Genomic DNA, 24,983 nt, shown 5'->3' with positions numbered 1-24,983 from the left:
GGTCCTACAGCGCCGCCGCCAGTTCCGTGCCCTGCTGGATCGCACGCTTGGCGTCCAGCTCGGCGGCGATGTCGGCGCCCCCGATGAGGTGCGCCTTGGCGCCGTCGGCGAGCAGCGCCTCGTACAGGTCCCGGCGCGGGTCCTGCCCCGTGCACAGCACGATGGTGTCGACCTCGAGCAGCATGCTCTGCTCACCGACGGTGAGGTGCAGCCCGGCGTCGTCGATCCGGTCGTAGCGCGCCCCGGGGACCATCGTGACGCCCCGGTGCTTGAGCTCGGTGCGGTGGATCCAGCCGGTGGTCTTGCCGAGGCCGGCGCCCACCTTGCCTGTCTTGCGCTGGAGCAGGTGGACCGTGCGGGGCGGGGCGGGGCGCTCGGGGGCGGCGAGACCGCCGGGGCTCCGGTAGTCCTGGTCTACGCCCCACTGGCGGAAGTAGACCGCCGGGTCCTCGCTCGCCCGGTCGCCGCCGTCGGTGAGGAACTCGGCGACGTCGAAGCCGATGCCGCCGGCGCCGAGGATCGCGACGCGGTCGCCGACGGGCGCGCCGTCGCGCAGGACGTCGAGGTAGCCGACGACGCTCGGGTGGTCGACGCCGGGGATGTCGGGGGTGCGGGGGCTGACGCCGGTGGCGACGACGACCTCGTCGAAGCCGGCGACGTCCGCGGCGGCGACGGGCGTGTCGAGCCGTACGTCCACGCCGTGCGCGTCGAGCTGGTGACGGAAGTAGCGCAGCGTCTCGTCGAACTCCTGCTTTCCGGGCACCTTGCGGGCGACGTTGAGCTGGCCGCCGATCTCGCTCGCGGCGTCGAAGAGGGTGACGTCGTGCCCGCGTTCGGCCGCGCTCACGGCGCAGGCGAGGCCGGCCGGGCCCGCGCCCACCACGGCGACCCGCTTGCGCAGCCGGGTCGGGGCCAGGATCAGTTCGGTCTCGTGACAGGCGCGCGGATTGACCAGGCAAGAGGTGATCCTGCCGCTGAAGGTGTGGTCGAGGCAGGCCTGGTTGCAGCCGATGCAGGTGTTGATGGCCTCGGGTGTGCCGGCCGCGGCCTTGGCCACGAACTCGGGGTCGGCGAGCATCGGGCGGGCCATCGACACCATGTCCGCGCAGCCGTCGGCGAGCAACTGCTCGGCGACCTCCGGGGTGTTGATGCGGTTGGTGGTGACGAGCGGCACGGAGACCGCGCCCATGAGCTTCTTGGTCACCCAGGTGTAGGCGCCGCGCGGCACCGAGGTGGCGCTGGTGGGGATGCGGGCCTCGTGCCAGCCGATGCCGGTGTTGATGATGGTCGCGCCGGCCTCCTCGACGGCCTTCGCGAGGGTGACGACCTCGTCCAGGGTCGAGCCGCCGGGCACCAGGTCCAGCATGGACAGCCGGTAGATGACGATGAAGTCCTCGCCGACGGCCTCGCGTACCCGCCGCACGATCTCGAGGGGGAAGCGGGTGCGGTTCTCGTAACTGCCGCCCCAGCGGTCGGTGCGGTGGTTGGTCTGGGCCGCGATGAACTCGTTGACGAGGTAGCCCTCGGAGCCCATGATCTCGACGCCGTCGTAGCCGGCCTGCCGGGCGAGGCGGGCGGCGCGGGCGTAGTCGTCGATGGTCCGCTCGATGTCGGCGTCGGTGAGCTCGCGGGGCGTGAAGGGGCTGATCGGCGCCTGGAGGGGGCTCGGGGCGACCAGGTCGGGGTGGTAGGCGTACCGGCCGAAGTGCAGGATCTGCATCGCGATTCGGCCGCCCTCGCGGTGCACGGCCTCGGTGATCGCCCGGTGCTGCTCGGCTTCCTCGTCGGTGGTGAGTTTGGCGCCGCCCTCGCCCGGCCGCCCCTCGTCGTTGGGGGCGATGCCGCCGGTGACGATGAGGCCCACTCCCCCGCGCGCCCGGGCCGCGTAGAACGCGGCCATGCGCTCGAAGCCGCGCTCGGCCTCCTCGAGGCCGACGTGCATCGAGCCCATCAGGACGCGGTTGGGCAGCGTGGTGAAGCCCAGGTCGAGCGGGCTCAGCAGGTGCGGGTAACGGCTCATGGCAGCCCTCCGTGCGCGGTGTCTTCCCTCCAGTTCTAGAGGACCGCGCACGGTTTATGCAACTAGTTGCACAATGGGGTCGGGGTCATGTGCCGCAGGTCACCGGGGAGACGGTCTCAGCGGCTCGCCAGCAGGACGTGCAGCTCCCGCTCCTGGTCTCCGGAGGCCGAGGAGAGGTCGCGCACCTCGAAGACCGAGTCCAGCGTCGCGCGCAGCCGCTCGATCGCCCAGTAGCTGCCCTGCGCGTCGGCCTCCACGGAGGACGACAGACGGGCCGGCCGTGCGCAGTCGCGCGTCTCGGAGACCTCGAAAGTGCCCAGCCACACCATCGGGCGGCTCTCATGGAGCTGCTGCGGCACTTCGCCCTTACCGCGGTCCGACTCGAAGCACTGGTTCAGCGTGTCGAACACGATCCGGGCGTCCTCCTTGCTGCATCCGCTGATCTCGACGGAGACGGACTCCTCGTGCGGTCGCTCGCGATCCATCGTGTTCGCTCCTCTCGTGGCTGTGACGCGGAAGGCGGGTTCCCCGCGAACCGCGCCACATCCCCAGAAAAGCATCACTTTCCGAGCGGGACCAACGGCGGGAGGGCTGTCAGCGGCCCGGTCAGCTCCGGGTGAAGCGGTAGGTCTTGCTGTCGGTCAGCACACAGAAGCCGGGCGAGACGACGATCACCCGCAGGGTGCCGGACCGGCGGTCGTAGTCGATGCCCTCCGCCTCGAACGTGCCCGAGCAGCCGCTGCGCAGCGGAAGCTGCCGCAGGGCCGTGACGTGGCCGGTGACGTCCGAGGTGCCGTTCGGCGCGGCGGACAGGTCGATCCGCAGGAGCGGCTTGGTGATGCCGAAGAGAGTGCCGGCCGGGTCGTCCGAGGCGCACAGCAGGGTGGCCGGGCCGGTGAAGTCGCAGCCCTGGACGTCGCGCACGGCGTGGTCAAGGCGGACGGTGGACACCTGCGGCAGGTTCGCCGAGGGCGAGGTGGCGGGGTTGGCCCCGGGCGTCGGGAAGACCAGGAACCGGGTCATGGTGCCCCACTCGCCGGACAGCATCCACTGACTGTCCGGGGTGATCGCGGCCCAGGAGTTGTTCAGGGCCTCACCGGAGCCGAGCGCGTGGACGTACTCCGACCAGGCTCCGCCGGGTGCCTGCACCCGGTACATCTTCGCGTTGTTCGAGTCGCTCTGGTAGGGCTCGACGTAGTAGCCGTCGTAGGAGGCGTCGGGGTCGCCGACGTGGTTCCAGCCGCGGCTCGACACGGACCAGGGGATGGTGCCGATGCCGGTGTAGCGGTTGGCGCTGCCCGTCGGCACCTCGACCGAGGCCAGGCCCTGACTCTCGGTCAGGGGGTCGGCGCGGTCGGAACCGACCTCGGTCCAGGTGTCGGCGGCCGCGGCGGGCGGGGCCGCCGAGAGGGTGGTGACCGTCGCGACGGCCATCGCCAGCAGGGCAGCGCGGGCGGCGCCGGCCGGGGTGCGACGGCGGCGGGCAGGACGCAGGGGCATGGGTCTCCTCGTCGGGGGGGGTGGGCGCATTCGGCGGACAGTCTGGCCCGGCCCGGTGGTCATGTACAGACCAATTTCATGGACACATGCGGACCTTGAGGAGAACGGCGCGCGTCCCCGTACTGGAGGAGCATGGAGAAGGGCGCGCGAACCGTGGGAGAAATGGGTTGAGCACGGTAGAACAGGGGGAGTCGGCACGGGGGACGACGTGCCGCGGCGACAGGCGGAGGCGGTGCGTGCCATGAGCGGAGCCGGATCGTCCGCCGCTGGGCCCGGCGGCCCCACCGGGCCCAGCGGCTTGCTGGACGTGCTCAACGTGGCCTCGGTGGTGCTCGACACCCGGGGGCGCATCGCCCTGTGGAGCCCTCAGGCCGAGGAGCTGTTCGGGTACGCGGCGCACGAGGCCCTGGGGCGGTACGCGGCCCACGTGATGGTCGACGAGCACCACGTCGACCTGGTCGTACAGCTGTTCGCGGACGTCATGGCCACCGGACAGAGCTGGGCGGGCGCCTTCCCCATCCGGCGCAAGGACGGCACCACCCGACTGGTGGAGTTCCGCAACATGCGGCTCATGGACGACCGGGGGGAGGTCTACGCCCTGGGGCTCGCCGCCGACCGGACGACGGTGCGCCGGCTGGAACGGGACCTGGCGCTGTCGACGCGGATGGTCGCGCAGTCCCCCAACGGCCTCGCCGTCCTGGACACCGACCTGCGCTATGTGTCGGTCAACCCCGCGCTGGTACGGATGAACGGCGTCGCGGCCGAGGAGCACCTGGGCCGGACCGTCCGCGAGGTGCTGCCCCGCCTGGACGCCGACGCCCTGGAGGCCGCGGCGCGCCAGGTGCTTCGGACCGGGGAGCCGCTCCTCGACCGGTCCACCTTCGGCCGCACCCCGGCCGACCCTGACAAGGACCACGCCTGGTCGCTCTCCCTGTACCGCCTGGAGGACGCCCGCGGCACCGTGCTGGGCGTGGCCGTCTCGGTCGTCGACGTCACCGACCGGCACCGGGCGGCCGTCGAGGCAGAGGCGGCCCGCCGCCGGCTGGCCCTGGTCGCGGACGCCTCCGCGAGGATCGGCACCACCCTGGACCTCGAGCGCACCGCACGCGAACTGGCCGACGTGGCCGTTCCGGAGCTGGCGGACATGGCCGCGGTGGATCTGCTCGACGCGGTGGTGGCGGGCCGGCGCACCAGTCTCGGACCCGCCGAGCCGGCCGCGATCCGCTCCCTGGCGGTGCGCGCCGCCGACGAGCCGGACGCGCTGCGGGCGGCCGACCAGCCCGGTCAGGTGGCCCACTACGCGTCCGACCGGCTTGTCACGGAGTGCGTGCGCACGGGCCGGCCGGTCATGGTGGCGCAGGTCAAGGACGAGGACCTCGGGCGCATCGCCCACTCACCGGAGGCGGCGGCACTGCTGGCCCGGGCCGGTGTGCACTCGTACCTGGCCGTGCCGCTCATCGCGCGGGGCGAGGTGCTGGGCGCCCTCGACCTGAAACGGACCCGCAACCCCCTGCCGTTCGGCACCGACGACCTGCTGCTCGCCCGTGAGCTGGCGGCCCGCGCGGCCGTCCAGATCGACAACGCCCGCTGGTACCAGAGCGCCCGCACGACCGCGCTCACGCTCCAGCGCAGCCTGCTGCCCAGCCATCCGCCCGTCACCGGCGGCCTCGAGGTCGCCTCCCGCTACCAGCCCGCGGGCGCCACCACCGAGGTCGGCGGCGACTGGTTCGACGTCATCCCCCTCCCGGACGGCAAGACCGCGCTCGTCGTCGGCGATGTGATGGGCAGCGGCATCGACGCCGCCGCCACGATGGGCCGGCTGCGCACCGCGACGACCACACTGGCCTCCCTCGACCTCGACCCGGCGGTCCTCCTGGAGCACCTCGACCGGATCACCCAGGGCCTGGACCACTCCATCGCCACCTGCGTGTACGCCGTTCACGACCCGCGTGCGGGGAGGTGCAGGATCGCCAACGCCGGGCACCTGCCTCCGGTGCGCGTCCGCCCGGACCGTCCGCCGGAGCTCCTCGACCTGCCCACCGGCGTGCCGCTGGGGGTGGGCGGGGTGCCGTTCTCCACGACCGACGTCGACTTCGCCCCCGGCGACCAGCTCGTGCTGTACACCGACGGTCTGGTCGAGACCCGCAGGCACTCCCTCGACGAGCGTCTCGACGCGCTGCTCGCGCTGCTCGACGATCCCGCGCGGCCGCTCGAGGAGGTGTGCGACCTGCTGCTCGGCGCGTTGCACCACCCCGACAACCACGACGACGTGGCTCTGCTGGTGGCGCGGGCGCGCGCCGGGGGCTGAGCGACGCCGCCGCCCGATTCACAGGCTTTCGTTATCGCTTCCTTACCGGGCGCCTCGGACAATCACAGTGAGGCGTGGCAGTTGTGCCGTCGTCGTGCCCGAGGAGGGTGAGCCGTGATGCAGGAGCCGGACAGGCCGCAGGGGCCGGAAGAGGTCGAACTGCTCTCGGGACCGGTCGACGCGGAACGGGACCGCGCCGGCCTGCGCACGCTGTGGCGACGCCGGACGGCCCGCGGACGGGCGGTCGTCGCGGCCGCCACCGTCGCCGTCCTGGCGCTCGGCGGCACCGTCGCCTATGCGGCGGCCTCCGGGGACTCCGGGGGCGGATCGCCGTCCGGCGCGCCGACCGCGTCCTCCTCCGAGGGGCCCGGCGGCCGGCACGGCCACGGCGGCCCCTGGTCCGGTTTCGGCGGCGACGCGGCGCACGGTGAGGCGACCGTCAAGGACCCCGGCACCGGCGACTGGGTCGTCCGCGTCTGGCAGCGGGGAACGGTCCAGAAGGCGGACGACGACCGGATCACCGTCAGGAGCGAGGACGGCGCCTCGTGGACGTGGACGGTGGGCCCGGACACGTCCGTGTCCGCCGACGGCGCCTCCGGCTCCGGGGCCGGCGCCCTGAAGAAGGGCGACACGGTGTACGTCGCCGGGACCCGTTCCGGTGACACGAACACCGCCGACCGCGTCCTGTCCGGCGCCTTCGGCGACCGCGGCCCGGGTGACCGTCGGCGCGGCGGCTCACCGGGGCACGGTCCGTGGAACCACCGGGACGACCGCTCGCCGTCTCCGTGGAACCACGGGGACGACCGCTCGCCGTCCCCCGGCCCCATGGGCGGCGGAGCGGCTACCTGACCCCGCTCCTCCTGGTCCCGACCACGACGTGGGCGTACAGCTCCTCGTCGTCCACCAGACGCGCCGTCAGGCCGCTGCGGGTGAAGGCCTCGACGGCGGCCGGGGCCTGGCGCTCGCTGGTCTCGACGAGGAGACAGCCGCCGGGGGCGAGCCAGTGCGGAGCCTCGGCGGCGACCCGGCGCAGCACGTCGAGCCCGTCGCCGCCGCCGTCGAGGGCGGTGAGCGGCTCGTGGTCCCGGGCCTCCGTCGGCAGCAGGGGGACCTCGCCGCTGGGGACGTAGGGCACATTGGCGGCCAGGAGGTCTATCCGGCCGCGCAGCCGTCCGGGAAGGGCGGTGAACAGGTCGCCGACGTAGGCGTGTCCGCCGTAGCCGGCGACATTGCGCCGGGCGCAGCGCACCGCCGCCTCGTCGATGTCCGCGGAGTGCAGCTCGACCGGCCCGAGGGAGGCGGCGAGGGCGGCGCCGACCGCGCCCGAGCCGCAGCACAGGTCGACGACGACGGAGGCGTGCGGCACCGCGGCGAGAGCCTGGTCGACGAGGAACTCGGTACGGCGGCGGGGCACGAAGACGCCCGACTCCACCGTGATGCGCAGACCGTGGAACTCGGCCCAGCCCACGACGTGTTCCAGGGGCAGACCGGCCGCCCGGCGCTCCGCCATGGCCGCGGCCTCGTCCGGGGTGCGGGCCGTGCCGAGGATCAGCTCCGCCTCGTCCTCGGCGAAGACGCACCCGGCGGCCCGCAGTACGGCGACCAGCGCGGCCCGGGACGGAGCGGACGCGCACGGCGAGGGAGAGGAGGAAGAGGATGACGCAGAGGTGGAGGGAGAGGAGGAAGGGGTGCGAGGGGGCATGGAGCCGAGAAGCCTTTCGGAAGCCGAAGGGCGCCCTCGCGGTCGCCTAGCGGCGGCGATCCACGCTGCCACAGGGGGAGAGCACCCGACCTGACACTGCGGTAATGGGGACTCACCTCCTCGTCTCGCGCGACCGGGAACCTCCGCGGCCGGACGATCACCCTACCCCAAGGAGCGGACGCCCTTTCCCACCCCGCGCTCCCACCCCGCCGGAGTTGTACTGTGCAACCAGGTGGGTGTGAGGCAGCAGGGCGCGAGGCAGCAGTGAGGGAGCCGAAGTGGAAGAGGCCGACGCCGTGGAGACCATCCAGCGGGAGATGACGAGCTTCGCCCGGCGGGCCCGCGCCTCGGCGGGCCGGCTGCACCCCGAGCTGTCCCTGGTCTCCTACACGCTTCTCGGACACCTGGAGGAGAGCGGCGGCTGCCGGGCGACCGACCTCGCCGAGCACTACGCGCTGGACAAGTCCACGGTCAGCCGCCAGGTCGGCGCCCTGGAGCGCGCCGACCTGATCGAGCGGCGCCAGGACCCCGAGGACCACCGCGTCCAGGTCCTCCAGCTCACCGACGCGGGCCGCCGGATCCTCGCCCAGGTCACCGAGAGCCGGCGCACGGCCTTCCGGGAACGGCTCGCCCGGTGGCCGCAGGCAGATCTGGAGCGGTTCGCGGAGTACCTCGTGCGCTACAACGAGTGGCACGGGCCCGCCTCCGGAAGCGACCGGCTCCCCGGGGCGGCCCCGTGACGCACGGGCCCCTCCTTCCCGGGCGTCCGGCCCGCGGCAGCGCACGGCGCGTCCGTCACGCCACCGGGACCGGCTCCCGCCCCTCTCCCAGCCGCTCCGGCACCCGGGCCGCCAGGAACGCCGTTCTGCGCCGCAGCCTGAAGCCCAGGGACTCGTAGAGGCGGATGGCGCCGGTGTTGCCGGCGGCGGTGTGCAGGAAGGGCGTCTCGCCGCGTTCGCGGATGCCGTGGGCGACGGCCAGGATCAGCCGGGTCGCCAGGCCCTCGCCCCGGTGGGCGGGATCCGTGCAGACCGCGCTGATCTCGGTCCAGCCCGGCGGATGCAGGCGCTCGCCGGCCATCGCGATCAGCGCGCCGCCGCGTCGTATGCCGAGGTACGTGCCGAGTTCGATGGTGCGGGCCTCGAAGGGTCCCGGCTGGGTGCGGGCGACCAGGTCGAGGATCTCCGGGACGTCGGCGGGGCCGAGCCGGATCGCCTCCGGATCGGGTGCGGCGGCCAGCCCGTCGTCGACGAACTGCACGCCCTCGACCTGGAAGGTGATCTCCCAGCCGGCCGGGAGCTCACCGCGGAAGCCCGGCAGCGGTACCTCCGCGCCGGGGCCGGCGAGCGCCGCGAGGTCCGCCCAGTCGTCCGCGTCCGGCCGCTCCGGCAGCGCCAGCCAGGGCGACACGTCGACGGGGTAGCGCAGCACGCGGCCCCGGCGCTCGGCGAAGCGGGCGTGCGGTCCGGTGAGGGAGGCCAGGGCGGGGTTGTCGAGGACGTGCGGGGGCTCGACGGTGCTCATGCGTGCGCTCCGATCTCCAGGACGACCTTGCCCCGCGTGTGGCCGCTCTCGACCTCGCGCAGCGCCTCGCCCGCCCGCTCCAGCGGGAACGTACGGGTGACGTGCGGGTCCAGGTCGCCGCGGACGACCAGGTCCGCCACCGCCCGCAGCACGGCCGCGTCACGGGCGCGCAGCACCCGGGCGCCGCCCAGCTTCTCGGCCTCCTCGGCCGGGGCTCCGGCGGTGATCAGCCGGGAGCGGTCCCGCACCAGGCCGGCCGCCTCGCGCAGCACCTCGCCGCCGACGAGGTCGTAGACGCCGTCCACGCCGTCCGGGGCGGCCGGCCGCACGCCGTGGGCCCAGCCGGGGCCGGACGGCACGTGCAGGGCGCCCAGCGACTCGAGGAAGTCCTTCTTGCCCTCGCTCGCGACGCCCACGACGCGCAGCCCCGCCGCTCGGGCGATCTGGACGACGGCGACGCCGACCCCGCCGCCCGCGCCGGTGACCAGCAGCGTCGCCCCGGCGGGCAGGGAGAGCTGGTGGACGCCGTCGTAGGCGGTCGCGGCGGCCACCGGGAGGGTCGCGGCGACGGTGAACGGCAGTTCGGCGGGCTTGTGCGCGGTGATGCCGGCGGCCAGCAGCGCGTACTCGGCGTAGCCGCCCGCGACGGCGGTGCCGAACACCTCGTCGCCGGGCGCGAACCCGGTCACGCCCTCGCCGCTCTCCTCGACGACACCCGCCGCCTCGTTGCCCAGGACCGCGGGGAACACGCGCTCCCCGCTCTCGCCGGGGCGCCGGTAGCCCGTGCGCTGCTTCCAGTCGACCGGGTTCACACCCGCCGCGCGCACCGCGACGAGCACCTCGCCGGGCCCGGGCCGGGGCCGGTCCAGGTCGACCAGTGCCTCGGTCTCCGGGCCGCCGTACCGGGTGAAGACGTACGCCTTCGGCATTGCTTCCACTCTCCTTCGCCGTCACCGGACCGCTGGACCGCTGGATCCGGAACGACACGTGCAAGAGCGGGGAGCCGGGTGACTATTCCCCCTCTCCCGCGGTTCCCGGGACTGTTCATACGGGCTTAACGATCGGCGGGCGGGCCCGGTGCGGAACACCGCTGACATGCACGTACCGTTGAGTGGTGAACGAGCGCCGCCCTCCCACGGGAACCGTATGAACGTCACCCGAGGCTTCACCGGCCGCCCCCGCGTCGACGATCCGGGGCTGCCCCCCGGTCAGTACGACGCGGGCGACGACTGGCCCGTGCTGTCCGCCGAGGTCACGCCCGACCTCGCGCCCGCCGACTGGACCTTCCGCGTCGACGGGCTGGTGGCGGCCCCGCGCACCTGGGACTGGGACGAGGCACACGCGCTGCCGGAGTCCGCGTACGAGGGGGACATCCACTGTGTGACCAGCTGGTCCAAGTTCGGGGTGCGGTTCGCGGGGGTGTCCCTGGACGCGTTCCTGGCCGCCGTCCGGCCGGATCGGGCGGCGACCCACGCCGTCGCGTACTCGCACACCGGGTACACCACGAACCTGCCGCTGGCCGACCTGACGGGCGGGCGGGCGTGGATCGCCTGGGAGTACGACGGAAAGCCCCTGGAGGCCGAGCACGGGGGTCCGGCGCGGCTGCTGGTGCCCCACCTGTACTTCTGGAAGAGCGCCAAGTGGATCGCGGGCCTGCGACTCCTCGACCACGACGAGCCGGGCTTCTGGGAGCAGAACGGCTACCACGCGCGGGGCAACCCCTGGGAGGAGCAGAGGTACTCCGGTGACTGACACCTTCGCCCCGCCCGCGGGGACCTTCACCCCCCCGACCCGGTTCGCCGTGCCCGGCCGGATCGCCGTGAGCACCCGGGCCGCCGCCGTGTGGCAGACCGCGACGCTCACCGGGATCCGCCGTGAGACCGCACGGGCGGCGACGTTCCGGTTCGCGGTGCCGGACTGGGCGGGGCACCTGCCCGGCCAGCACCTGATGCTGCGGCTGACGGCCGCCGACGGCTACACCGCCCAGCGGCACTACTCGATCGCTTCGGCGCCCGACGACCGGGGGCACATCGAGCTGACCCTGGACCACGTGGACGGCGGCGAGGTCTCGGGCTGGTTCCACTCGCGGGCCGAGCCCGGGGACGAGGTCGAGGTGCGCGGTCCGCTCAGCGGCTTCTTCGCCTGGCCCGGTGACCGGCCCGCGCTGCTGATCGGCGCGGGCTCCGGGGTCGTCCCGCTGATGTCGATGGTCCGCCACCACCGGGCGCGCGGCCTCGGCGTGCCGCTGCGGCTGCTGGTGTCCGCGCGTGGCCCCGAGGAGCTGATCTACGCGCGGGAGTACGGCGCCGAGACGACCCGCGTGTTCACGCGGAGCGCGCCGGCGGGTGTGCCCGTGGGGCGGCTGGGCGCCGCTCACCTCGCTCCGCTGCTCGCCGAGGAGCCTGCGGGCGGCTGGGAGGCGTACGTGTGCGGCTCCAACGGGTTCGCGGAGCACGCCTCGCGGCTGCTGGTCGAGGCGGGACAGCCGGTCGAACGCATCCGGATCGAGCGGTTCGGCTGACCCGTCCGGCAGCCCTTCCGGGCGGCCTTTCCGGCCGTCCGCCCGGCAGCCTCACCCCTCTCGTCGGGCCGCCCGTCCGGGCCCCGGCGGCTCCCGAGGGGCCGACGTGAACGATGCGTGAAACGATGTACTCCGAACGGAGTATGACGCTCATGTGGGCACTCGTACGCGTGACGGCGAGGAGGTCGACATGCGAGACCGGGTGCGCGGCCGACGCCTGCGGGACAACCCGCTGCGGCGCAGGTCCGACGCGGTGGAGGCGTGGACGGCGCTGCTGTTCGCCGTGCTGCTGCTGGTCGCCGTACCGGTGGCGGGCGGGCTCGCCGGCCGGTGGGCCCATGACGACGCCCGGGCGGTCGCGGTCCAGCAGCGGGCCGAACGTCATCGGGTGCGGGCCGAGGTCGTCGGCCGTCCGCCCGCGACCATGCCCTCGGCGGAGGGTGTCCGGGAGCAGACGTTCAGTGTGGCCGTGCGGTGGACCCCGCCGGGTGAACACCCGCGGACGGCCACCGCCCGGGTTCCGGAGGGCACGCGCAGGGGTGACGTGGTGGAGGTGTGGTTCGACGCCCGGGGCCGCAGCGTCGCGCCCCCGCCGAACGACACGATGGTGTGGCAGCACACCGTGACCCTGGGTGCGTGCGCGGCCGGCGGTACGGCCGCCGTGGTGCTGTTGGGGCACGCCGCCGTCCGCCGGGTGGCGCTGCGGCACCGGCTGGACGAGTGGGAGCGCGAATGGGCCCGCACGGAGCCCCAGTGGACCCGCCGCAGGCCGGCCTGATGAGTCCCACGGGGTCTGGCGAGGCATCCCGCCGCCCACGTACGGTGTGATCATCCGTATGGGCACCTGACAAAAGGCGGTCCTTGATGCCCCTGTTCGACCTGCCCCTCGAGGAACTCCGCGACTACCGCAGCGCGTCCACCGAACCCGAGGGTTTCGACGCGTTCTGGTCCAAGACCCTCCAGGAGGCACGCGAGCACGACCTGGACGCGCGCTTCGAGCCGGTCGACACCGGTCTGACGACGGTGCGGGTGTACGACGTCACCTTCGCCGGGTTCGACGGACACCCCGTCAAGGGCTGGCTGACACTGCCCGCGGGTGCCGACGAACCCCTGCCCCTGGTCGTGGAGTTCGTCGGTTACGGCGGCGGACGGGGTCTGCCGCACGAGCACCTGCTGTGGGCATCGACGGGCCGCGCGCACTTCATCATGGACACCCGTGGCCAGGGCAGCGCCTGGGGCGGTGGCGGCGGTACCGCCGACCCGGTGGGCGGCGCGCCCTCGTACCCCGGTTTCATGACGCGGGGCATCGACGCCCCCGAGAACTACTACTACCGCCGGGTGTACACGGACGCCGTGCGTGCGGTCGAGGCCGCCCGCTCCCACCCCCTGACCGACGCGGCGCGGACCGTGGCGCTCGGCGGGAGCCAGGGCGGCGGCATCACGATCGCGGTGGGCGGCCTGGTGCCGGATCTGGCGGGCATCGCCCCGGACGTGCCGTTCCTGTGCGACTTCCCCCGTGCGGCGGTTCTGACGGACCGTCACCCGTACCGTGAGATAGGCCTGTTCCTCAAGACGCACCGCGGCCGCACCCAGGACGCCCTGAGCACCCTTGCGTACTTCGACGGCGTGCACTTCGCGTCCCGGGGCTCGGCCCCCGCCCTGTTCTCGGCGGCTCTGGAGGACCAGACCTGCCCGCCGTCGACCGTGTTCGCCGCCTTCAACGCGTGGGCGCACGGGGACAAGGCGATCGAGGTGTACGACTTCAACGACCACGAGGGCGGCGGGCCCTACCAGGAGGCGGCCAAGCTGCGCTGGCTGCGCTCGTACGTCTGAGGGCCGGGCCGTGGACACGCGTGCCGCCGCCGAGCGGTTCGTCGGGGTGTGGGAACGGGCCTGGACCTCGCACGACGTGGCGGCGCTGCTGGAGCTGTACGCCGAGACCTGCGTCCACCGGTCGATGCCCTTCCGCGAACCGCACCGGGGGCGGGCCGCACTGGCCGCCTACCTGCGCTGGTCGTTCGCGGCGGAGCGGGTGACCGACGTGCGGTTCTCGCCACCGGTCGTGGGCGGCGACGGAGTGGCGGTGGCCGAGTTCCGGGTGCTGTCCGAGGAGGACGGGGCGGCCGTCACGCTGGCCGGCTGCGTCTTCGTCCGGTTCGACGGCGCCGGGCTCGCGGTCGAGTCGCGGGACTACTGGCACACGGCCGAAGGGCATCGGGAGCCGATGGGGCGACGGTTCCTGATGTGACCCGGGTCCTGCCCGGCCGACCGGTGTCCGTGACCGGACTTCCCCCCAGTCCGACCAGTCGGTACGTTCGGGGTGCCCGGCCGCACCGTCGCGGTCCGGCGTTCCGGCGGACCACGGAGGCCCCATGTCCGAGCACGTTGCCCCGATCCACGGCCACTGCGACCCCCGCTTCGCGGCGGTGCGCGCCGCCTTCGAGGAGAACTTCCGGGACCGGGACGAACTCGGCGCCGCGGTGAGCGTGACCGTCGGCGGGGTGCCGGTGGCCGACCTGTGGGGCGGCTGGGCCGACGCGGCGCGCACGCGCGCGTGGGAGCGGGACACCCTGGTCAACGTGTGGTCCACGTCGAAGGGCCCGACGGCGCTGTGCGCCCACATCCTCGTCGACCGGGGGCTGCTCGACCTGGACACGCCGGTGGCCGCGTACTGGCCGGAGTTCGGCGCGGCGGGGAAGGAACGCGTGCCGGTCCGGTATCTGCTGTCCCACCGCGCGGGACTCGCCGGGCTGCGGGAGCCGCACTCGCTGGAGCAGCTCTACGACTGGGACTGCACCACCGCGCGCCTCGCGGCCACCGAGCCCTGGTGGGAGCCCGGCACCCGGTCCGGCTATCACGCCCTGACGTACGGCTTCCTGGTCGGGGAGGTGGTACGCCGGGTGACGGGGCTGCTGCCGGGGGCCTTCCTGGAGCGGGAGGTGACCGGGCCGCTGGGCGTCGACTTCACCATCGGGCTGCCGGAGAAGGAGGCCGGGCGGGCGGCCGAACTGGTGCATCCACAGGCCGCCTCGTCGAGCGAACAGGCCGCGGTCTTCAGCCAGTTGTCACCGGCGGCCATCGCCGCCCTGACCAATCCGCTCGCGGGTGCGGCGGAGGCCAACTCGCCGCGGTGGCGGGCCGCGGAGATCCCGGCGGCGAACGGCCACGGCACCGCGAGGGCGGTCGCCGCGCTCTACGGGATCTTCGCCGGCCGGGGCACCTACGGCGGCCGCCGCGTCCTCTCGCCCGAGGCGGCCGAGCGGGTGCGCGAGGGGCAGGGCGCCTGCCGGGACCTGGTGCTGGGGACGGGGTTCGCGCACGAGACGGAGATCGGGCTCGGGCTGTGGCTCAGCGGCCCCAACGGCTCGTACGGACCCAACCCGCGCGCTTTCGGACACGACGGCTTCGGCGGTTCCTGCGGGCTGGCCGACCCCGAGGCGGGGGTGTCGCTGGGGTACGTGATGAACCGGATGGGGCCCCACATCGCCGACGACCCGCGCAAGACGGCGTTGGTCGACGCCCTGTACAGCGCACTGTGAACGCGGTGCCGGCGGTGCCGGTGTGACGGCGCGGGGCGGTCCGGTTTCAGCCGATCGGACGCCCTGCCCTTCCCTGCTGGTTTAGACCAATGCTAGATCTGGTGGCGCACCGAGTCCGCACGAACACGGCACGTCACCTACAGGAGGCTCGCGGCATGGCCCGCAGCACCACCACCACCCCTTCTCATGTCCACCCCTGCCCCGACGACCGGCCGCTGTACTGGCGGATCGCGGGGAGGCTGCTCGGCGAGTTGCGCGACGGCACCGTCGCGCCCGGCGAACGGCTGCCGGGCGAGCGGCAGTTGGCTGCTCACTTCGGCGTCAGCAGGGAGACCGTACGACAGGCTCTGGAGGTCCTGCGGCGCGACGGGCTGGTCGAGACCGACCGGCGGGGCAGCCACGCCGCCCTGCCGGGCGGGCCGCTCGGCGACCCGTCCTTCCTCGCCTTCCCCGTGGGCGCGCGGCCCGCCGACGATCCGTCGGCGGTGGCCCGCGCCGCCGTGAGCTGGGAGCAGCCCCCGCCCGAGCACGCCGAGGCGCTCGGACTCGCCCTCCACCGGCCGACGCTCGTGCACCGCTACGAGTCCGCCCGCGCCGACGGCCGGGGGCTGCGGACGGCCGTCACGTCCTTCTCCGCGGTGGCCCTGGCCGAGGTCGAGGAACTGGCCCGCTACCGCGACCGCGCCGACGCGGGCGCCACCCCGGAACTCCGGCGGGCCTACGACTGGATGCGCCGGGCGGGCCTGACGCTGCACCACCGGGACTGCATCACCCATCTCGACGACGCTCCGTCGATGCTGGTCACCCGGCGCGTGCACGACCAGTACGCGCGCCCGCTGGAGATCACCGACCTGGTGGTAGACACCCGGCGGGAGGCGCTGGTCTACGCGTTCACCCTCCCTGCGGCCGGCTGACCCCTGTCCCGTCCGGGCCGCCGGGGCCGTCCGTCCGGCGCGCCTCGACCAGACGGACCCGGGGACTTCCGTCGCTCCTCGTCCCGAACTCGGGCAGGGCGCGGAGGTCCACACGGAACCCGGCCCGCTCCAGTTCGCGCCGCACCTCACCGAGCCGGAAGGCGCGGTAGTACATCACGAACGGCGGCCGCCACAGCGCGTTGCGCACCCGCATCACCCCGTCGAAGCCCAGGAGCATCCAGAAGGCCGGGGAGGACGGCCCGGGCGGGGCGAGGACGGGGAACGCGAAGCATCCGCCCGGCCGCAGCGCGGTGCGCACCCCGGCGAACAGGGCGGGCAGTTCGCGGGGCAGGAAGTGCCCGAACGCGCCGAAGCTGACGACGAGGTCGAACGCGGCGGCGAACGGCAGGGCGCGGGCGTCCGCGCGCACCCAGGAGACCCTGGGGCCGGCCGGCCGGGTCCGCCCGCGGGCCTGAGCGAGCATGCCGGCGCTGAAGTCGACGCCCGTCACACTCCCCCGGCACACCGTCGCCAGCACGCCGGCCCCCGCGCCGGTGCCACAGCACAGGTCGAGGCCGTCCTCGTAGGGGCCGGACTTCTCCAGGGCCGAGGCGACCGCGTCCAGGACGGAGTCCGGGGTGCGGAAGGGCGTGTGGTCGAACTTGGGCGCCAGGAGGTCGTAGCCGTGCTCGACGGACGACAGGGCCTGGACGGCGAGTTCGCGCAGCGTGGGGCCTTCGGGACTGAACATCCGCGTCAGCCTACGGCCGTGCGCCGCTTCAGGAGCAGCAGGGCGCGTTCGCACCAGGCCAGGTTCGACTCCTCGAAGGCGATGCCGCCCATCAGGGTCAGATAGGGGCCGATCCGGTCCGCCTCGCTCAGGTACGCGTCCTCGGTGCGCCCGTCGAGGAGGCGGTCGCGGAGCCGCCGGTAGCGGTCGAGTCTGGCGCGGGACCAGGTCAGGCGTTCTCCGACCAGCTCACGGATGACCTCGGGATCTGCGCCGTCCATCGCCTGGATCTTGATGAGGAGTTCGTCGCGGATCACGGTCGGTCTGCGGGGCGGGACGGCGGCGAAGGCGTCCAGGTCCGCGCGACCGGCCTCGGTGAGGGTGAACATCCGCTTGTTGGGCCGGCGTTCCTGCTGCACCAGCCGCGCCTCGATCAGACCGTCCGCCGCGAGGCGCTCCAGTTCGCGGTAGAGCTGCTGCGGGGTCGCGGGCCAGAAGTTCGCGAGTGAGGCGTCGAAGACCTTCGACAGCTCGTAGCCCGAGGCCTCGCCCTCCAGGAGAGCGGCCAGGACGGCGTACTTGAGGGACATATGGACACGTTAACAGCAGGTGACTATTGTCATCCGCACCTAGTCAACAAATTTACTACTCACGCTGTGAGGTGATCCGATGCGCGCGTTCCGCGAAGCGGTCGAGGCCGGCGATCTCGACGCCGTTGAAGCGCTGCTGGCCGAGGACGTGGTGTTCACCAGCCCGGTCGTGTTCAAGCCCTACCCGGGCAAGGCGATCACCGCGGCGGTCCTGCGCGGGGTGACCCGGGTCTTCGAGGACTTCCGGTACGAACGGGAGCTCGGCGGGGGCGACGGGCGCGACCACGCGCTGGTGTTCACGGCCCGGGTGGGTGAGCGCGAGCTGACCGGCTGCGACTTCATCCATCTGAACGAGGAGGGACTCATCGACGAACTCACCGTCATGGTCCGTCCGTTGTCGGGCGCCCAGGCTCTCGCGGCGGCGATGGGGGCGCAGTTCGACGAGATCCTGAAGGAGGCGGAGGCGCGCTCGGCCTCCGCCCGGTCCCTCTCCTAGCGGACCCGCGGCCCGGAGGGCCTCAGCCCTTCAGCCCCTCAGGTCCTCCAGGGTCGTCCTCGTGTCCGTCTTCAGGTAGCCCGTGACCTCCTCGAGGGTCGGCGGGTCCTTGTCGGCGTCGTACGAGGAGTGGTAGGCGCTGTAACTCATCGTGTACGTCGTCCAGCCGTCCCGCACGGCGAGCGTCGCGTACAGGGAACCGCTGGTCGACCCGGATGTGGTGTCGTTGCTGACGAGGTAGGCCTCGTCGCCGATGCCGGTGACCGTCTGCACGTCGTAACCGGAGTGGCTGTCGCCGTAGTTCTTCCAGCCCGCGGTGAACTCCGGTCCCGGGTCGGTCTTCTTGTGCAGGTCGATCTGGACGTAGAGGTAGGCGTCCGCGTAGCTCGAACCGGTCTTCTTCAGGTTGAGGCTGCACAGACTCTCGTCCAGGGCGCCGTCCTGGAGGCTGTTGTGCGTCGGGGACCCGTCGTTGTCCGGGTACTCCTCCTTGAAGGACGAGTAGTCCGTGGAGTTGCACAGGTTCACCGGCGCCGAGTAGCCGTGCAGGTCCGGTTCGGCCGCGGCACCGATCAGGTAGACGCCGGCCGCCCAGGCGGCGGACGCCGCCACCGCGCCGACGGCGGCCCACACGACGGCCTTCCCCGCGCCACCGCCGCTGCTCGCCGGCGGCGGCCCGACGACGGGGTACGGCCCCTGCTGGAGGTACGGGTTGACGGGCTGGGGCTGAGCGGGCTGCCCGATCAGGGTCGGCTGGGCGTAGACGCTCTGCTGCCCGGCCTGGGTGGCGGGCGCCGCCGGCGGAAAGCCCAACGGCCCGCCGGTGGCGGGTGACTGCGGATTCGGATAGGGGTACGCGCTCGGCTGGGCCGACGACGCGGACGGCTGCTCCGGCTGCTGCGGGGGCTGAGGCGGCGTGGACATGACGTGAAGATAATGCAGAATGAGCGGTCAAGTCCCGTGCCGTCACGGATCGTTACTCTCTGAGGATATCTGCGACGGAACCCGGAAGACGCCCACTGTCGCCCCGCCCAGCCCTGCCAAGCCCCGCCGACAGGGGGCATCGGCCGCCACGGATGCGTCGAAGCCATCGCGGCCGACCGGTGTGCTACAGTGCCCGTAGCACTTGTGTACGCCCCCTCTTGGGCGCCGGTGCCAGTTCCCTTCGGTTCACCGCATCACCCGCCGTTCCCGGCCGGTACAGCGGTTTTCCCGCACCACCTCACCGACGGCTGGTCTCCGCCGTGGCCGAGGTGCTGTTCACGCCGCCCGAGGTGCGCCCCGCGCCCTCCCTTCGCGACCCCTCCCCCTCTCCGCATGCCTCATGCCTTCGTCCGTGAAAGGACACCGACCACATGACCACCACTCTCGAACACCCCCAGGTACAACAGCAGCCACCGGCCCGGGCCGTCGCCGGTGTCCTCGACATCGACTCGAGCGGGAAGGGACAGCTGCGCCGCGCGGACTGCCTGCCCACGCCCGCCGACGTCCAGGTCCCGGCCGCGCTGATCAGGCGTCACCACCTGCGCAAGGGCGACCTCGTCGAAGGGGTCCGCGGCACCCAGCGCGCCCTCACCGAGGTCGCCCGCGTCAACGGAGGTACGCCCGACGGGCTGCGTGCCCGTCGGAATTTCCACGATCTCACCCCGCTGCACCCGAACGAGCGGCTCCGCCTGGAACACCCGGCGGCCGGCCTCGCCGGACGGGTCATGGATCTCCTCGCGCCGGTCGGCAAGGGCCAGCGCGGGCTGATCGTCGCCCCGCCGAAGACGGGCAAGACCGTGCTGCTCCAGCAGATCGCCGCCGCCGTCGCCGGCAACCACCCCGGAGCGCGGCTGATGGTCGTCCTGCTCGACGAGCGGCCCGAGGAGGTCACCGACATGCGGCGTTCCGTGCGCGGCGAGGTCTACGCCTCGACCTTCGACCGGACGCCCCGGCAGCACATCGCGCTGGCCGAACTCGTCATCGAGCGGGCCAAGCGGCTCGTCGAGGCGGGCGAGGACGTCGTGATCCTCCTCGACTCGCTGACCCGGCTGTGCCGGGCCCACAACAACGCGGCCGCCGCCGGTGGCCGCACCCTCAGCGGCGGTGTCGACGCGACCGCCCTCATCGGCCCCAAGCGGTTCTTCGGCGCCGCGCGCGCGGCCGAGGAGGGCGGCTCCCTCACCATCCTGGCCACCGCCCTGGTCGAAACGGGCTCCCGCGCCGACGACTTCTACTTCGAGGAACTGAAGGGCACCGGCAACATGGAGCTCCGCCTCGACCGCGAACCGGCCTCCCGACGGGTCTTCCCGGCCGTCGACATCGACAGCTCCGGCACCCGGCGCGAGGAACTCCTCTACTCCCCGCACGAGTTGGCCGCGGTACGGGGTCTGCGCCGGGCCCTTCGGACCCGCGACGGCCAGGCGAACCTGGAAACGCTTGTGGAACGGATGCGCGAGACCCCGGACAACGCGGCCTTCCTGCGCCGCATCCAGCCGACGCTGCCCGCCGCATAGGCGGAACGTGCGGCATCCGGGTGCTCGCACGCACGCGTACGGCCGGGCAGCGCGGGGATGCCCGGGTTCCTTCCTACGTTGCTGGTATGACGATCGGATTCTCTTCCCGGACCGCTGTGACGGCCTGCGTGTTCTGTGCGGCGGGCCTCCTCGCCCTCGGCCCCGTGGCGGCCGCCGCCCCGGCCGGTGCCGACCCCACCACACCGGGCGCACCCGGCGGACGCCGGGTGACGGCGCCCCTGCCGTCCCAGCTCTACCGCTCCGGGACACAGGTCAGGCCCCGCCACGGCGCTCCCGAGGTCCCCGATGTCTCGGCACTGTCCTGGCTGGTCGCCGACGCGCACTCCGGTGAGGTGCTCGCCGCGTCGCACGCGCACCGCAGGCTGCCGCCCGCCAGCACCCTCAAGACCCTGTTCGCCCTCACCGTGCTGCCGGCCCTGCCCAGCGAGGCCAGACACCGGGTACGCGAGGAGGAGCTGATGGGCATCGGGCCCGGCAGCAGCCTCGTCGGCGTCGCCGAAGGGCGCACCTACCGGGTCGCCGACCTGTGGCGCGGGGTGTTCCTCAACTCCGGCAACGACGCCGTGCACGTGCTGGCGGCCCTCAACGGCGGCTGGGACACCACGGCCACCATGATGCAGGCCAAGGCGCGTTCCCTGGGCGCCCTGGACACGCATGTGGTGTCGCCCGACGGATACGACGCTCCCGGCCAGGTGTCGTCGGCGTACGACCTGGCGGTGTTCGGGCGGGCAGGTCTGCGCAACCCGGACTTCGCGCGGTACTGCGCCACCGCGCAGGCGCGCTTCCCGGCGGACGGGGAAGGGGACGGCGACGGGTCGTACGGGATCGCCAACACCAACCGGCTGCTGACCGGGGCGGACGGCGTCGAACCGTATCCGGGGCTGATCGGGATCAAGAACGGCTACACCAGCAACGCCGGCAACACGCTGGTCGCCGCCGCCCACCGGGGCGGGCGCACCCTCGTCGTGTCGGTGATGAACCCGCAGGCGGGCGGCGGGTTCGCCGTCTACGAGGAGGCCCGTGCGCTGCTGGACTGGGGGTTCGCCGCCGCCGGACGGGTCGATCCGGTCGGCTCGCTGGACGCGCTGCGGACCCGCCCGCGCCCCTGGCCGGGCCCCCGGCCGGGCCCGGAGCAGAGCTCCGTGCCGGCGCCCGCCGCGACGGTACCCGTGCCCGTCACGCCCGGGCCCGTCACCACCCCGTCCGCTCCGACCGCGTCGGCCGCGACCCCGTCGGCCGCGACGGTGGCCGTAGCGACCCCGTCCGCGTCCACCACGTCGCCCGCCGCCGGGCTCGCCGCCACGACGTCGGCCGCGACCCCGGCGGCTGCCGTCGCCGACGTTCCCGGCTGGGCGCAGGCGGCGCTGATCGGGGGCGCCGCCGTACTGGGCGGGGCCGCCGTGGCACTCGTGCTGCGGATCGCGGGCCGCCGCCCCTCCGGGAGGTGACCGACGGGGAGCCACACCAGCAGGCCCAGCGTGATCCAGGTGTAGGTGTTGCTGCCGAGGAAACCGTCCACGCCGGACGCGTCGTCGAACCACAGCCACACCACGCTGGTGCACAGCACCGCGTACAGGGCTCCCGCGAGGCGTGGGCGGCCCGCGCGGACCAGCAGCTCGAAGGACGGCAGCAGCCAGACCAGGTGGTGCACACGGCGGGTGACCAGCAGCAGGCCGATGAACAGCGCCGGTGTGAGCTTGACCGCCGCGGCCACGCCGATACCGACCCCCGCCCATCGGGTCCGCCCGGTCGTCAGCAGCCGGGCGTCGGTCAGGACGAGGGCCAGCAGCAGCAGGTTGACCTGCCCGAAGCTGAAGGTGTCGCGCAGCGGTTCGTACAGCGCGAGGGCGCAGACGGCGAGGCCGGCGCCGTACCAGCCGTGGTTCCACCGGCCGGGCCCGACCCACGCGCGCACCGCGACGGCCAGCGCCGCCACATTGAGCAGCAGGGCGGTCACGATCGCGGTGCGCAGCCCGATCAGCGCCATCGGCAGCATCAGCACGGCCGCGAACGGGGGGTAGGTGAATCCGTACGGCGTGCCCGGCACCCGGTAGTCGTAGACGCCGGCGCCATGGTGGATCCAGCCGTCGACGGCGCCGTAGTAGACGCGCAGGTCGAACCAGTCGCGCAGCAGGGGCACAGTCGCCGTGAAGGCGGTGACCGCGGTGGCGAGCGCGAGGAGCAGCAGCAGGCGGCTCCGGTCGGTGCCGGGCCGGCTCAGCGCCCGGATCGCCCTCGGTCTCACGCCGTACGCCTCAGGGCGGTGGGCGTCCGTGCCGCCAGGCGGAGCTGCCACAGCACGACCACGGCGAGCGCGCCGCCGCAGACGGCCAGGACCAGGCGGCCCGTGTCGGCGGGGCCCCCGTCGGGCAGGACGGCGAGCGCGAGGACGCCCGCCACGGCCGCCGTCCGATGGCGGATCAGTGCGCCGGGGGCCGCGGCGGCGATGAGGAACAGACCCCACAGCGCGTACCAGGGCCGGATCGCCGGGCCGAAGGCGGCCGTCGCGGCGAGGCTCAGTCCGAGGGCGTACACCGGCCGCGGATGCAGCCGCCACCAGATGAGGACGAGGGCGACGGCGAGCGCAGCGAGGCCCAGGGCATGCCAGACGGGCACCGCCAGGGGCGCCAGGTCGCTGCCCTGCCCCTCCAGGAGAGCTCGGGTGGCACGGCCGAGGAGACTGGTGAGCGCCCAGTTGTGCGCGGAGACGGGTGTGTCCAGAGCGGCTGTCCAGCCGTACCCGGTACCTGCGACGGCCGTCGCCACGACCGTGGTGGCGGCGGACGCGGCCCCGGTGGCCGACAGGGCCCGGACCGGCCGGCCACCCGCCCGCAGGTGCAGGACCACCACGGCCACGAGACCCAGTGCGGCGGGCGCTTTGACCAGGGCGGCCAGGGTGACCAGGACGGCCCCGAGCACCGGGCGCCCACCGAGGGCGGCCACCAGGCCCATGCCGAGCAGGCCCAGCATGATCGCGTCGTTGTGGGCGCCGGCCACCAGGTGCAGCAGCACCAGCGGGTTGAGCGCGCCGAGCCAGAGCGCGGCGGCCGGGTCGGCGCCGCTGTGCCGGGCCAGACGGGGCAGCGCTGCCGTCATCAGCGCGACCCCGGCGAGCGCGACGCACCGCATGCCGAGCAGCCCGGCGGAGAGGGCGCCCCGGGTCAGACCGGCCAGGGCGCCGGCGACGGCGAGGAAGACCGGGCCGTACGGGGCTCCGGTGTTCCGCCACAGCGGGGCGACCTCGTCGGCGAGCGGACCGCCGAGCCGGGCCGGGCCGTGCGCGTACACGTCGAGGTGGGCGTCCACCATGGCGCCCTGCGCCAGGTAGCTGTACACGTCCCGGCTGAACAGCGGCGGCGCGACGAGCAGCGGCGCCGCCCAGAGGGCGAGGACCAGGACCAGGGCGCGCGGGCCCGGTGAATCGGCGCCGCGCACCAGGGCGCCCAGGAGTATCCAGGCCGTGGTCAGCAGCACCAGCCCGAAGTACACGCCGACCAGCCCCAGCACGGCGTGCGCCGAGGACGGGGCCAGGAGCTCTCGTGCGGGCAGCGCGCCGGCCGTCTCACCGCCGAGCGCGAGACAGGCCGTACCGGCCAGGCCCAGCACCCGGCAGTGACGGAGATCGATGGGGAACGCCTTGGGCGACACCCCGTGATGGTGTCCGTCCCGGGTGGCCGCCGGGCGACGTCACGCCTTCGGGGCGGCGGCCCTCGCGTGACCGGCGCGTGAGCGTGCGGCCGTGCCGATGAGTTCCGCGGGCCGCGGAGGTCTCCCCTCCGTCCGTCCACGCACTCGCATACGCATACGCATACACACAGACATGTCTGCCGAAGGGAGGCGATGACCGTGCCGCACAGCTCCGACTACGCCAAGGTCGAAGGCCTGGAGATGTACTACGAGATCCACGGCGCTGGCGACGGCACCCGACGCCCGCTGGTGCTGCTGCACGGCGGCGTGCTCACCGTGGGCCTGTCCTTCGCGGCCGTTCTCCCGGCGCTGGCCGCCGATCGCCGGGTCATCGCCCCGGAATTCCAGGGCCACGGCCACACCGCCGACATCGACCGGGCCATGACACCGGCGAACCTGGCCTCCGACGTGCTGGCGCTGCTCGACGGGCTCGGCGTCGAGCAGGCCGACGTGCTGGGGTTCAGCCTGGGCGGGGCGACCGCGCTGCACCTGGCCCTGGAACACCCCGGGCGCGTCGGACGGCTGGTGCTCGCCGCCACGCAGTACACCCAGGAGGGCTACCACGAGGAGATCCGCTCCGCCGACCAGAGCTCACCGCGGCTCCCCGGCCGGGCCGACTTCCAGGAGATGACCGACGCGTACACGGCCGTCGCCCCGCATCCGGAGCGCTTCCAGGACCTCGTCGCCAAGTGCACCGCGGCGGCGCACGCCCCGCTGCCCTGGTCGCCCGACGACCTCCGCGGACTGCGGGCGGCCACTCTGCTGGTGATCGGCGACACGGACTTCGTACGCATCGAGCACGCGGCCGAGATGCAGCGGCTGATCCCCCGGGCGGAGTTGGCGGTCCTCCCCGCCACCACCCACATGGCGCTGATGCGGCGCACGAGTCTGCTGGTTCCGCTGCTGACCGAGTTCCTCGGCCGGCCGGAGTGA

The 24,983-nt window shown here is 73.6% G+C and carries 24 protein-coding genes and 1 pseudogene; 14 read left to right on the top strand and 11 right to left on the bottom strand.

What is annotated here, in order from left to right; all coding sequences use genetic code 11:
* Positions 1–4: 4 nt before the first annotated feature.
* The 3 genes from OHS71_RS37000 to OHS71_RS36990 all read right to left on the bottom strand — a co-directional run bounded on the left by OHS71_RS37000 (position 5) and on the right by OHS71_RS36990 (position 3,520).
* Positions 5–2,020: an NADPH-dependent 2,4-dienoyl-CoA reductase gene (locus tag OHS71_RS37000; RefSeq protein ID WP_328483686.1), complete on the bottom strand. Its 2,016-nt coding sequence runs from the start codon at positions 2,018–2,020 to the stop codon at positions 5–7.
* Between the two features lie 116 nt (positions 2,021–2,136).
* Positions 2,137–2,505, bottom strand: coding sequence for a hypothetical protein (locus OHS71_RS36995; RefSeq protein ID WP_328483685.1), 369 nt, complete (start codon positions 2,503–2,505; stop codon positions 2,137–2,139).
* Positions 2,506–2,626: 121 nt separating this feature from the next.
* Positions 2,627–3,520 (bottom strand): hypothetical protein, encoded by an 894-nt coding sequence (locus OHS71_RS36990; protein ID WP_328483684.1) that lies wholly within the window; start codon positions 3,518–3,520, stop codon positions 2,627–2,629.
* A gap of 241 nt (positions 3,521–3,761) precedes the next feature.
* On the opposite strand from OHS71_RS36990, the gene OHS71_RS36985 reads away from it, so the two are divergent.
* Both OHS71_RS36985 and OHS71_RS36980 read left to right on the top strand, forming a co-directional pair.
* Complete coding sequence (locus OHS71_RS36985; protein ID WP_328483683.1) at positions 3,762–5,828, top strand: SpoIIE family protein phosphatase; 2,067 nt, start codon at positions 3,762–3,764, stop codon at positions 5,826–5,828.
* 117 nt (positions 5,829–5,945) lie between these two features.
* The gene (locus OHS71_RS36980) at positions 5,946–6,677 is read left to right on the top strand and encodes a hypothetical protein (RefSeq protein WP_328483682.1); all 732 of its coding nucleotides are present in this window, start codon (positions 5,946–5,948) and stop codon (positions 6,675–6,677) included.
* Here OHS71_RS36980 and OHS71_RS36975 read toward each other — a convergent pair.
* Positions 6,670–7,530, bottom strand: coding sequence for a putative protein N(5)-glutamine methyltransferase (locus OHS71_RS36975; RefSeq protein WP_328483681.1), 861 nt, complete (start codon positions 7,528–7,530; stop codon positions 6,670–6,672). The genes OHS71_RS36980 and OHS71_RS36975 overlap by 8 nt on opposite strands.
* 278 nt (positions 7,531–7,808) lie before the next feature.
* On the opposite strand from OHS71_RS36975, the gene OHS71_RS36970 reads away from it, so the two are divergent.
* On the top strand, positions 7,809–8,270 hold the full coding sequence (locus OHS71_RS36970) for a MarR family winged helix-turn-helix transcriptional regulator (RefSeq protein ID WP_328483680.1): 462 nt from the start codon (positions 7,809–7,811) through the stop codon (positions 8,268–8,270).
* A gap of 55 nt (positions 8,271–8,325) precedes the next feature.
* On the opposite strand, the gene OHS71_RS36965 is transcribed toward OHS71_RS36970, so the two are convergent.
* Both OHS71_RS36965 and OHS71_RS36960 read right to left on the bottom strand, forming a co-directional pair.
* Complete coding sequence (locus OHS71_RS36965) at positions 8,326–9,054, bottom strand: GNAT family N-acetyltransferase (protein WP_328483679.1); 729 nt, start codon at positions 9,052–9,054, stop codon at positions 8,326–8,328.
* Positions 9,051–9,983 (bottom strand): NADP-dependent oxidoreductase, encoded by a 933-nt coding sequence (locus tag OHS71_RS36960; RefSeq protein WP_328483678.1) that lies wholly within the window; start codon positions 9,981–9,983, stop codon positions 9,051–9,053. The genes OHS71_RS36965 and OHS71_RS36960 overlap by 4 nt, the downstream gene beginning before the upstream one ends.
* A 217-nt stretch (positions 9,984–10,200) precedes the next feature.
* Between OHS71_RS36960 and OHS71_RS36955 the strand changes: the two genes are divergently transcribed.
* From OHS71_RS36955 to OHS71_RS36925, 7 genes are all read left to right on the top strand, one after another.
* Positions 10,201–10,806 (top strand): sulfite oxidase-like oxidoreductase, encoded by a 606-nt coding sequence (locus OHS71_RS36955; RefSeq protein ID WP_328483677.1) that lies wholly within the window; start codon positions 10,201–10,203, stop codon positions 10,804–10,806.
* Complete coding sequence (locus tag OHS71_RS36950) at positions 10,799–11,575, top strand: ferredoxin reductase (RefSeq protein WP_328483676.1); 777 nt, start codon at positions 10,799–10,801, stop codon at positions 11,573–11,575. Before OHS71_RS36955 ends, OHS71_RS36950 begins: the two co-directional genes overlap by 8 nt.
* 190 nt (positions 11,576–11,765) lie before the next feature.
* Positions 11,766–12,353 (top strand): Rv1733c family protein, encoded by a 588-nt coding sequence (locus OHS71_RS36945; RefSeq protein WP_443047186.1) that lies wholly within the window; start codon positions 11,766–11,768, stop codon positions 12,351–12,353.
* 86 nt (positions 12,354–12,439) lie between these two features.
* On the top strand, positions 12,440–13,408 hold the full coding sequence (locus tag OHS71_RS36940) for an acetylxylan esterase (RefSeq protein ID WP_328483674.1): 969 nt from the start codon (positions 12,440–12,442) through the stop codon (positions 13,406–13,408).
* Positions 13,409–13,418: 10 nt separating this feature from the next.
* A complete protein-coding gene (locus OHS71_RS36935; protein ID WP_328483673.1) occupies positions 13,419–13,823 on the top strand; it encodes a nuclear transport factor 2 family protein in 405 nt (134 codons plus the stop codon).
* Between the two features lie 124 nt (positions 13,824–13,947).
* The gene (locus OHS71_RS36930; RefSeq protein WP_328483672.1) at positions 13,948–15,114 is read left to right on the top strand and encodes a serine hydrolase domain-containing protein; all 1,167 of its coding nucleotides are present in this window, start codon (positions 13,948–13,950) and stop codon (positions 15,112–15,114) included.
* 155 nt (positions 15,115–15,269) lie between these two features.
* On the top strand, positions 15,270–16,028 hold the full coding sequence (locus tag OHS71_RS36925) for a GntR family transcriptional regulator (protein ID WP_328483671.1): 759 nt from the start codon (positions 15,270–15,272) through the stop codon (positions 16,026–16,028).
* Here OHS71_RS36925 and OHS71_RS36920 read toward each other — a convergent pair.
* On the bottom strand, positions 16,006–16,779 hold the full coding sequence (locus OHS71_RS36920; RefSeq protein WP_328483670.1) for a class I SAM-dependent methyltransferase: 774 nt from the start codon (positions 16,777–16,779) through the stop codon (positions 16,006–16,008). The genes OHS71_RS36925 and OHS71_RS36920 overlap by 23 nt on opposite strands.
* 5 nt (positions 16,780–16,784) lie before the next feature.
* Positions 16,785–17,348 (bottom strand): PadR family transcriptional regulator, encoded by a 564-nt coding sequence (locus OHS71_RS36915; RefSeq protein ID WP_328483669.1) that lies wholly within the window; start codon positions 17,346–17,348, stop codon positions 16,785–16,787.
* Positions 17,349–17,427: 79 nt separating this feature from the next.
* On the opposite strand from OHS71_RS36915, the gene OHS71_RS36910 reads away from it, so the two are divergent.
* Complete coding sequence (locus OHS71_RS36910; protein ID WP_328483668.1) at positions 17,428–17,844, top strand: nuclear transport factor 2 family protein; 417 nt, start codon at positions 17,428–17,430, stop codon at positions 17,842–17,844.
* A gap of 30 nt (positions 17,845–17,874) precedes the next feature.
* Here OHS71_RS36910 and OHS71_RS36905 read toward each other — a convergent pair whose 3' ends face one another.
* A complete protein-coding gene (locus tag OHS71_RS36905) occupies positions 17,875–18,768 on the bottom strand; it encodes a hypothetical protein (RefSeq protein WP_328483667.1) in 894 nt (297 codons plus the stop codon).
* A gap of 431 nt (positions 18,769–19,199) precedes the next feature.
* Here OHS71_RS36905 and rho point away from each other — a divergent pair, with 431 nt between their 5' ends.
* On the top strand, positions 19,200–20,342 hold the full coding sequence (gene rho / locus OHS71_RS36900) for a transcription termination factor Rho (protein ID WP_328483666.1): 1,143 nt from the start codon (positions 19,200–19,202) through the stop codon (positions 20,340–20,342).
* A gap of 86 nt (positions 20,343–20,428) precedes the next feature.
* Positions 20,429–21,811: a D-alanyl-D-alanine carboxypeptidase family protein gene (locus OHS71_RS36895; protein WP_443047126.1), complete on the top strand. Its 1,383-nt coding sequence runs from the start codon at positions 20,429–20,431 to the stop codon at positions 21,809–21,811.
* 146 nt (positions 21,812–21,957) lie between these two features.
* On the opposite strand, the pseudogene OHS71_RS41435 reads toward OHS71_RS36895, so the two are convergent.
* Positions 21,958–22,350: pseudogene (locus OHS71_RS41435) on the bottom strand (glycosyltransferase family 87 protein); the annotation flags it as partial.
* A 254-nt stretch (positions 22,351–22,604) separates the two neighbouring features.
* The gene (gene mptB, locus OHS71_RS36885; RefSeq protein ID WP_328483665.1) at positions 22,605–24,011 is read right to left on the bottom strand and encodes a polyprenol phosphomannose-dependent alpha 1,6 mannosyltransferase MptB; all 1,407 of its coding nucleotides are present in this window, start codon (positions 24,009–24,011) and stop codon (positions 22,605–22,607) included.
* Between the two features lie 192 nt (positions 24,012–24,203).
* Between mptB and OHS71_RS36880 the strand changes: the two genes are divergently transcribed.
* Positions 24,204–24,983 (top strand): alpha/beta fold hydrolase, encoded by a 780-nt coding sequence (locus OHS71_RS36880; RefSeq protein WP_328483664.1) that lies wholly within the window; start codon positions 24,204–24,206, stop codon positions 24,981–24,983.

Origin of the sequence: Streptomyces sp. NBC_00377 (assembly GCF_036075115.1) — a bacterium.
Classification (GTDB): domain Bacteria; phylum Actinomycetota; class Actinomycetes; order Streptomycetales; family Streptomycetaceae; genus Streptomyces.
Note: the sequence above shows the minus strand (reverse complement) of the source record. Positions and strands in the feature narration are given on the sequence as shown.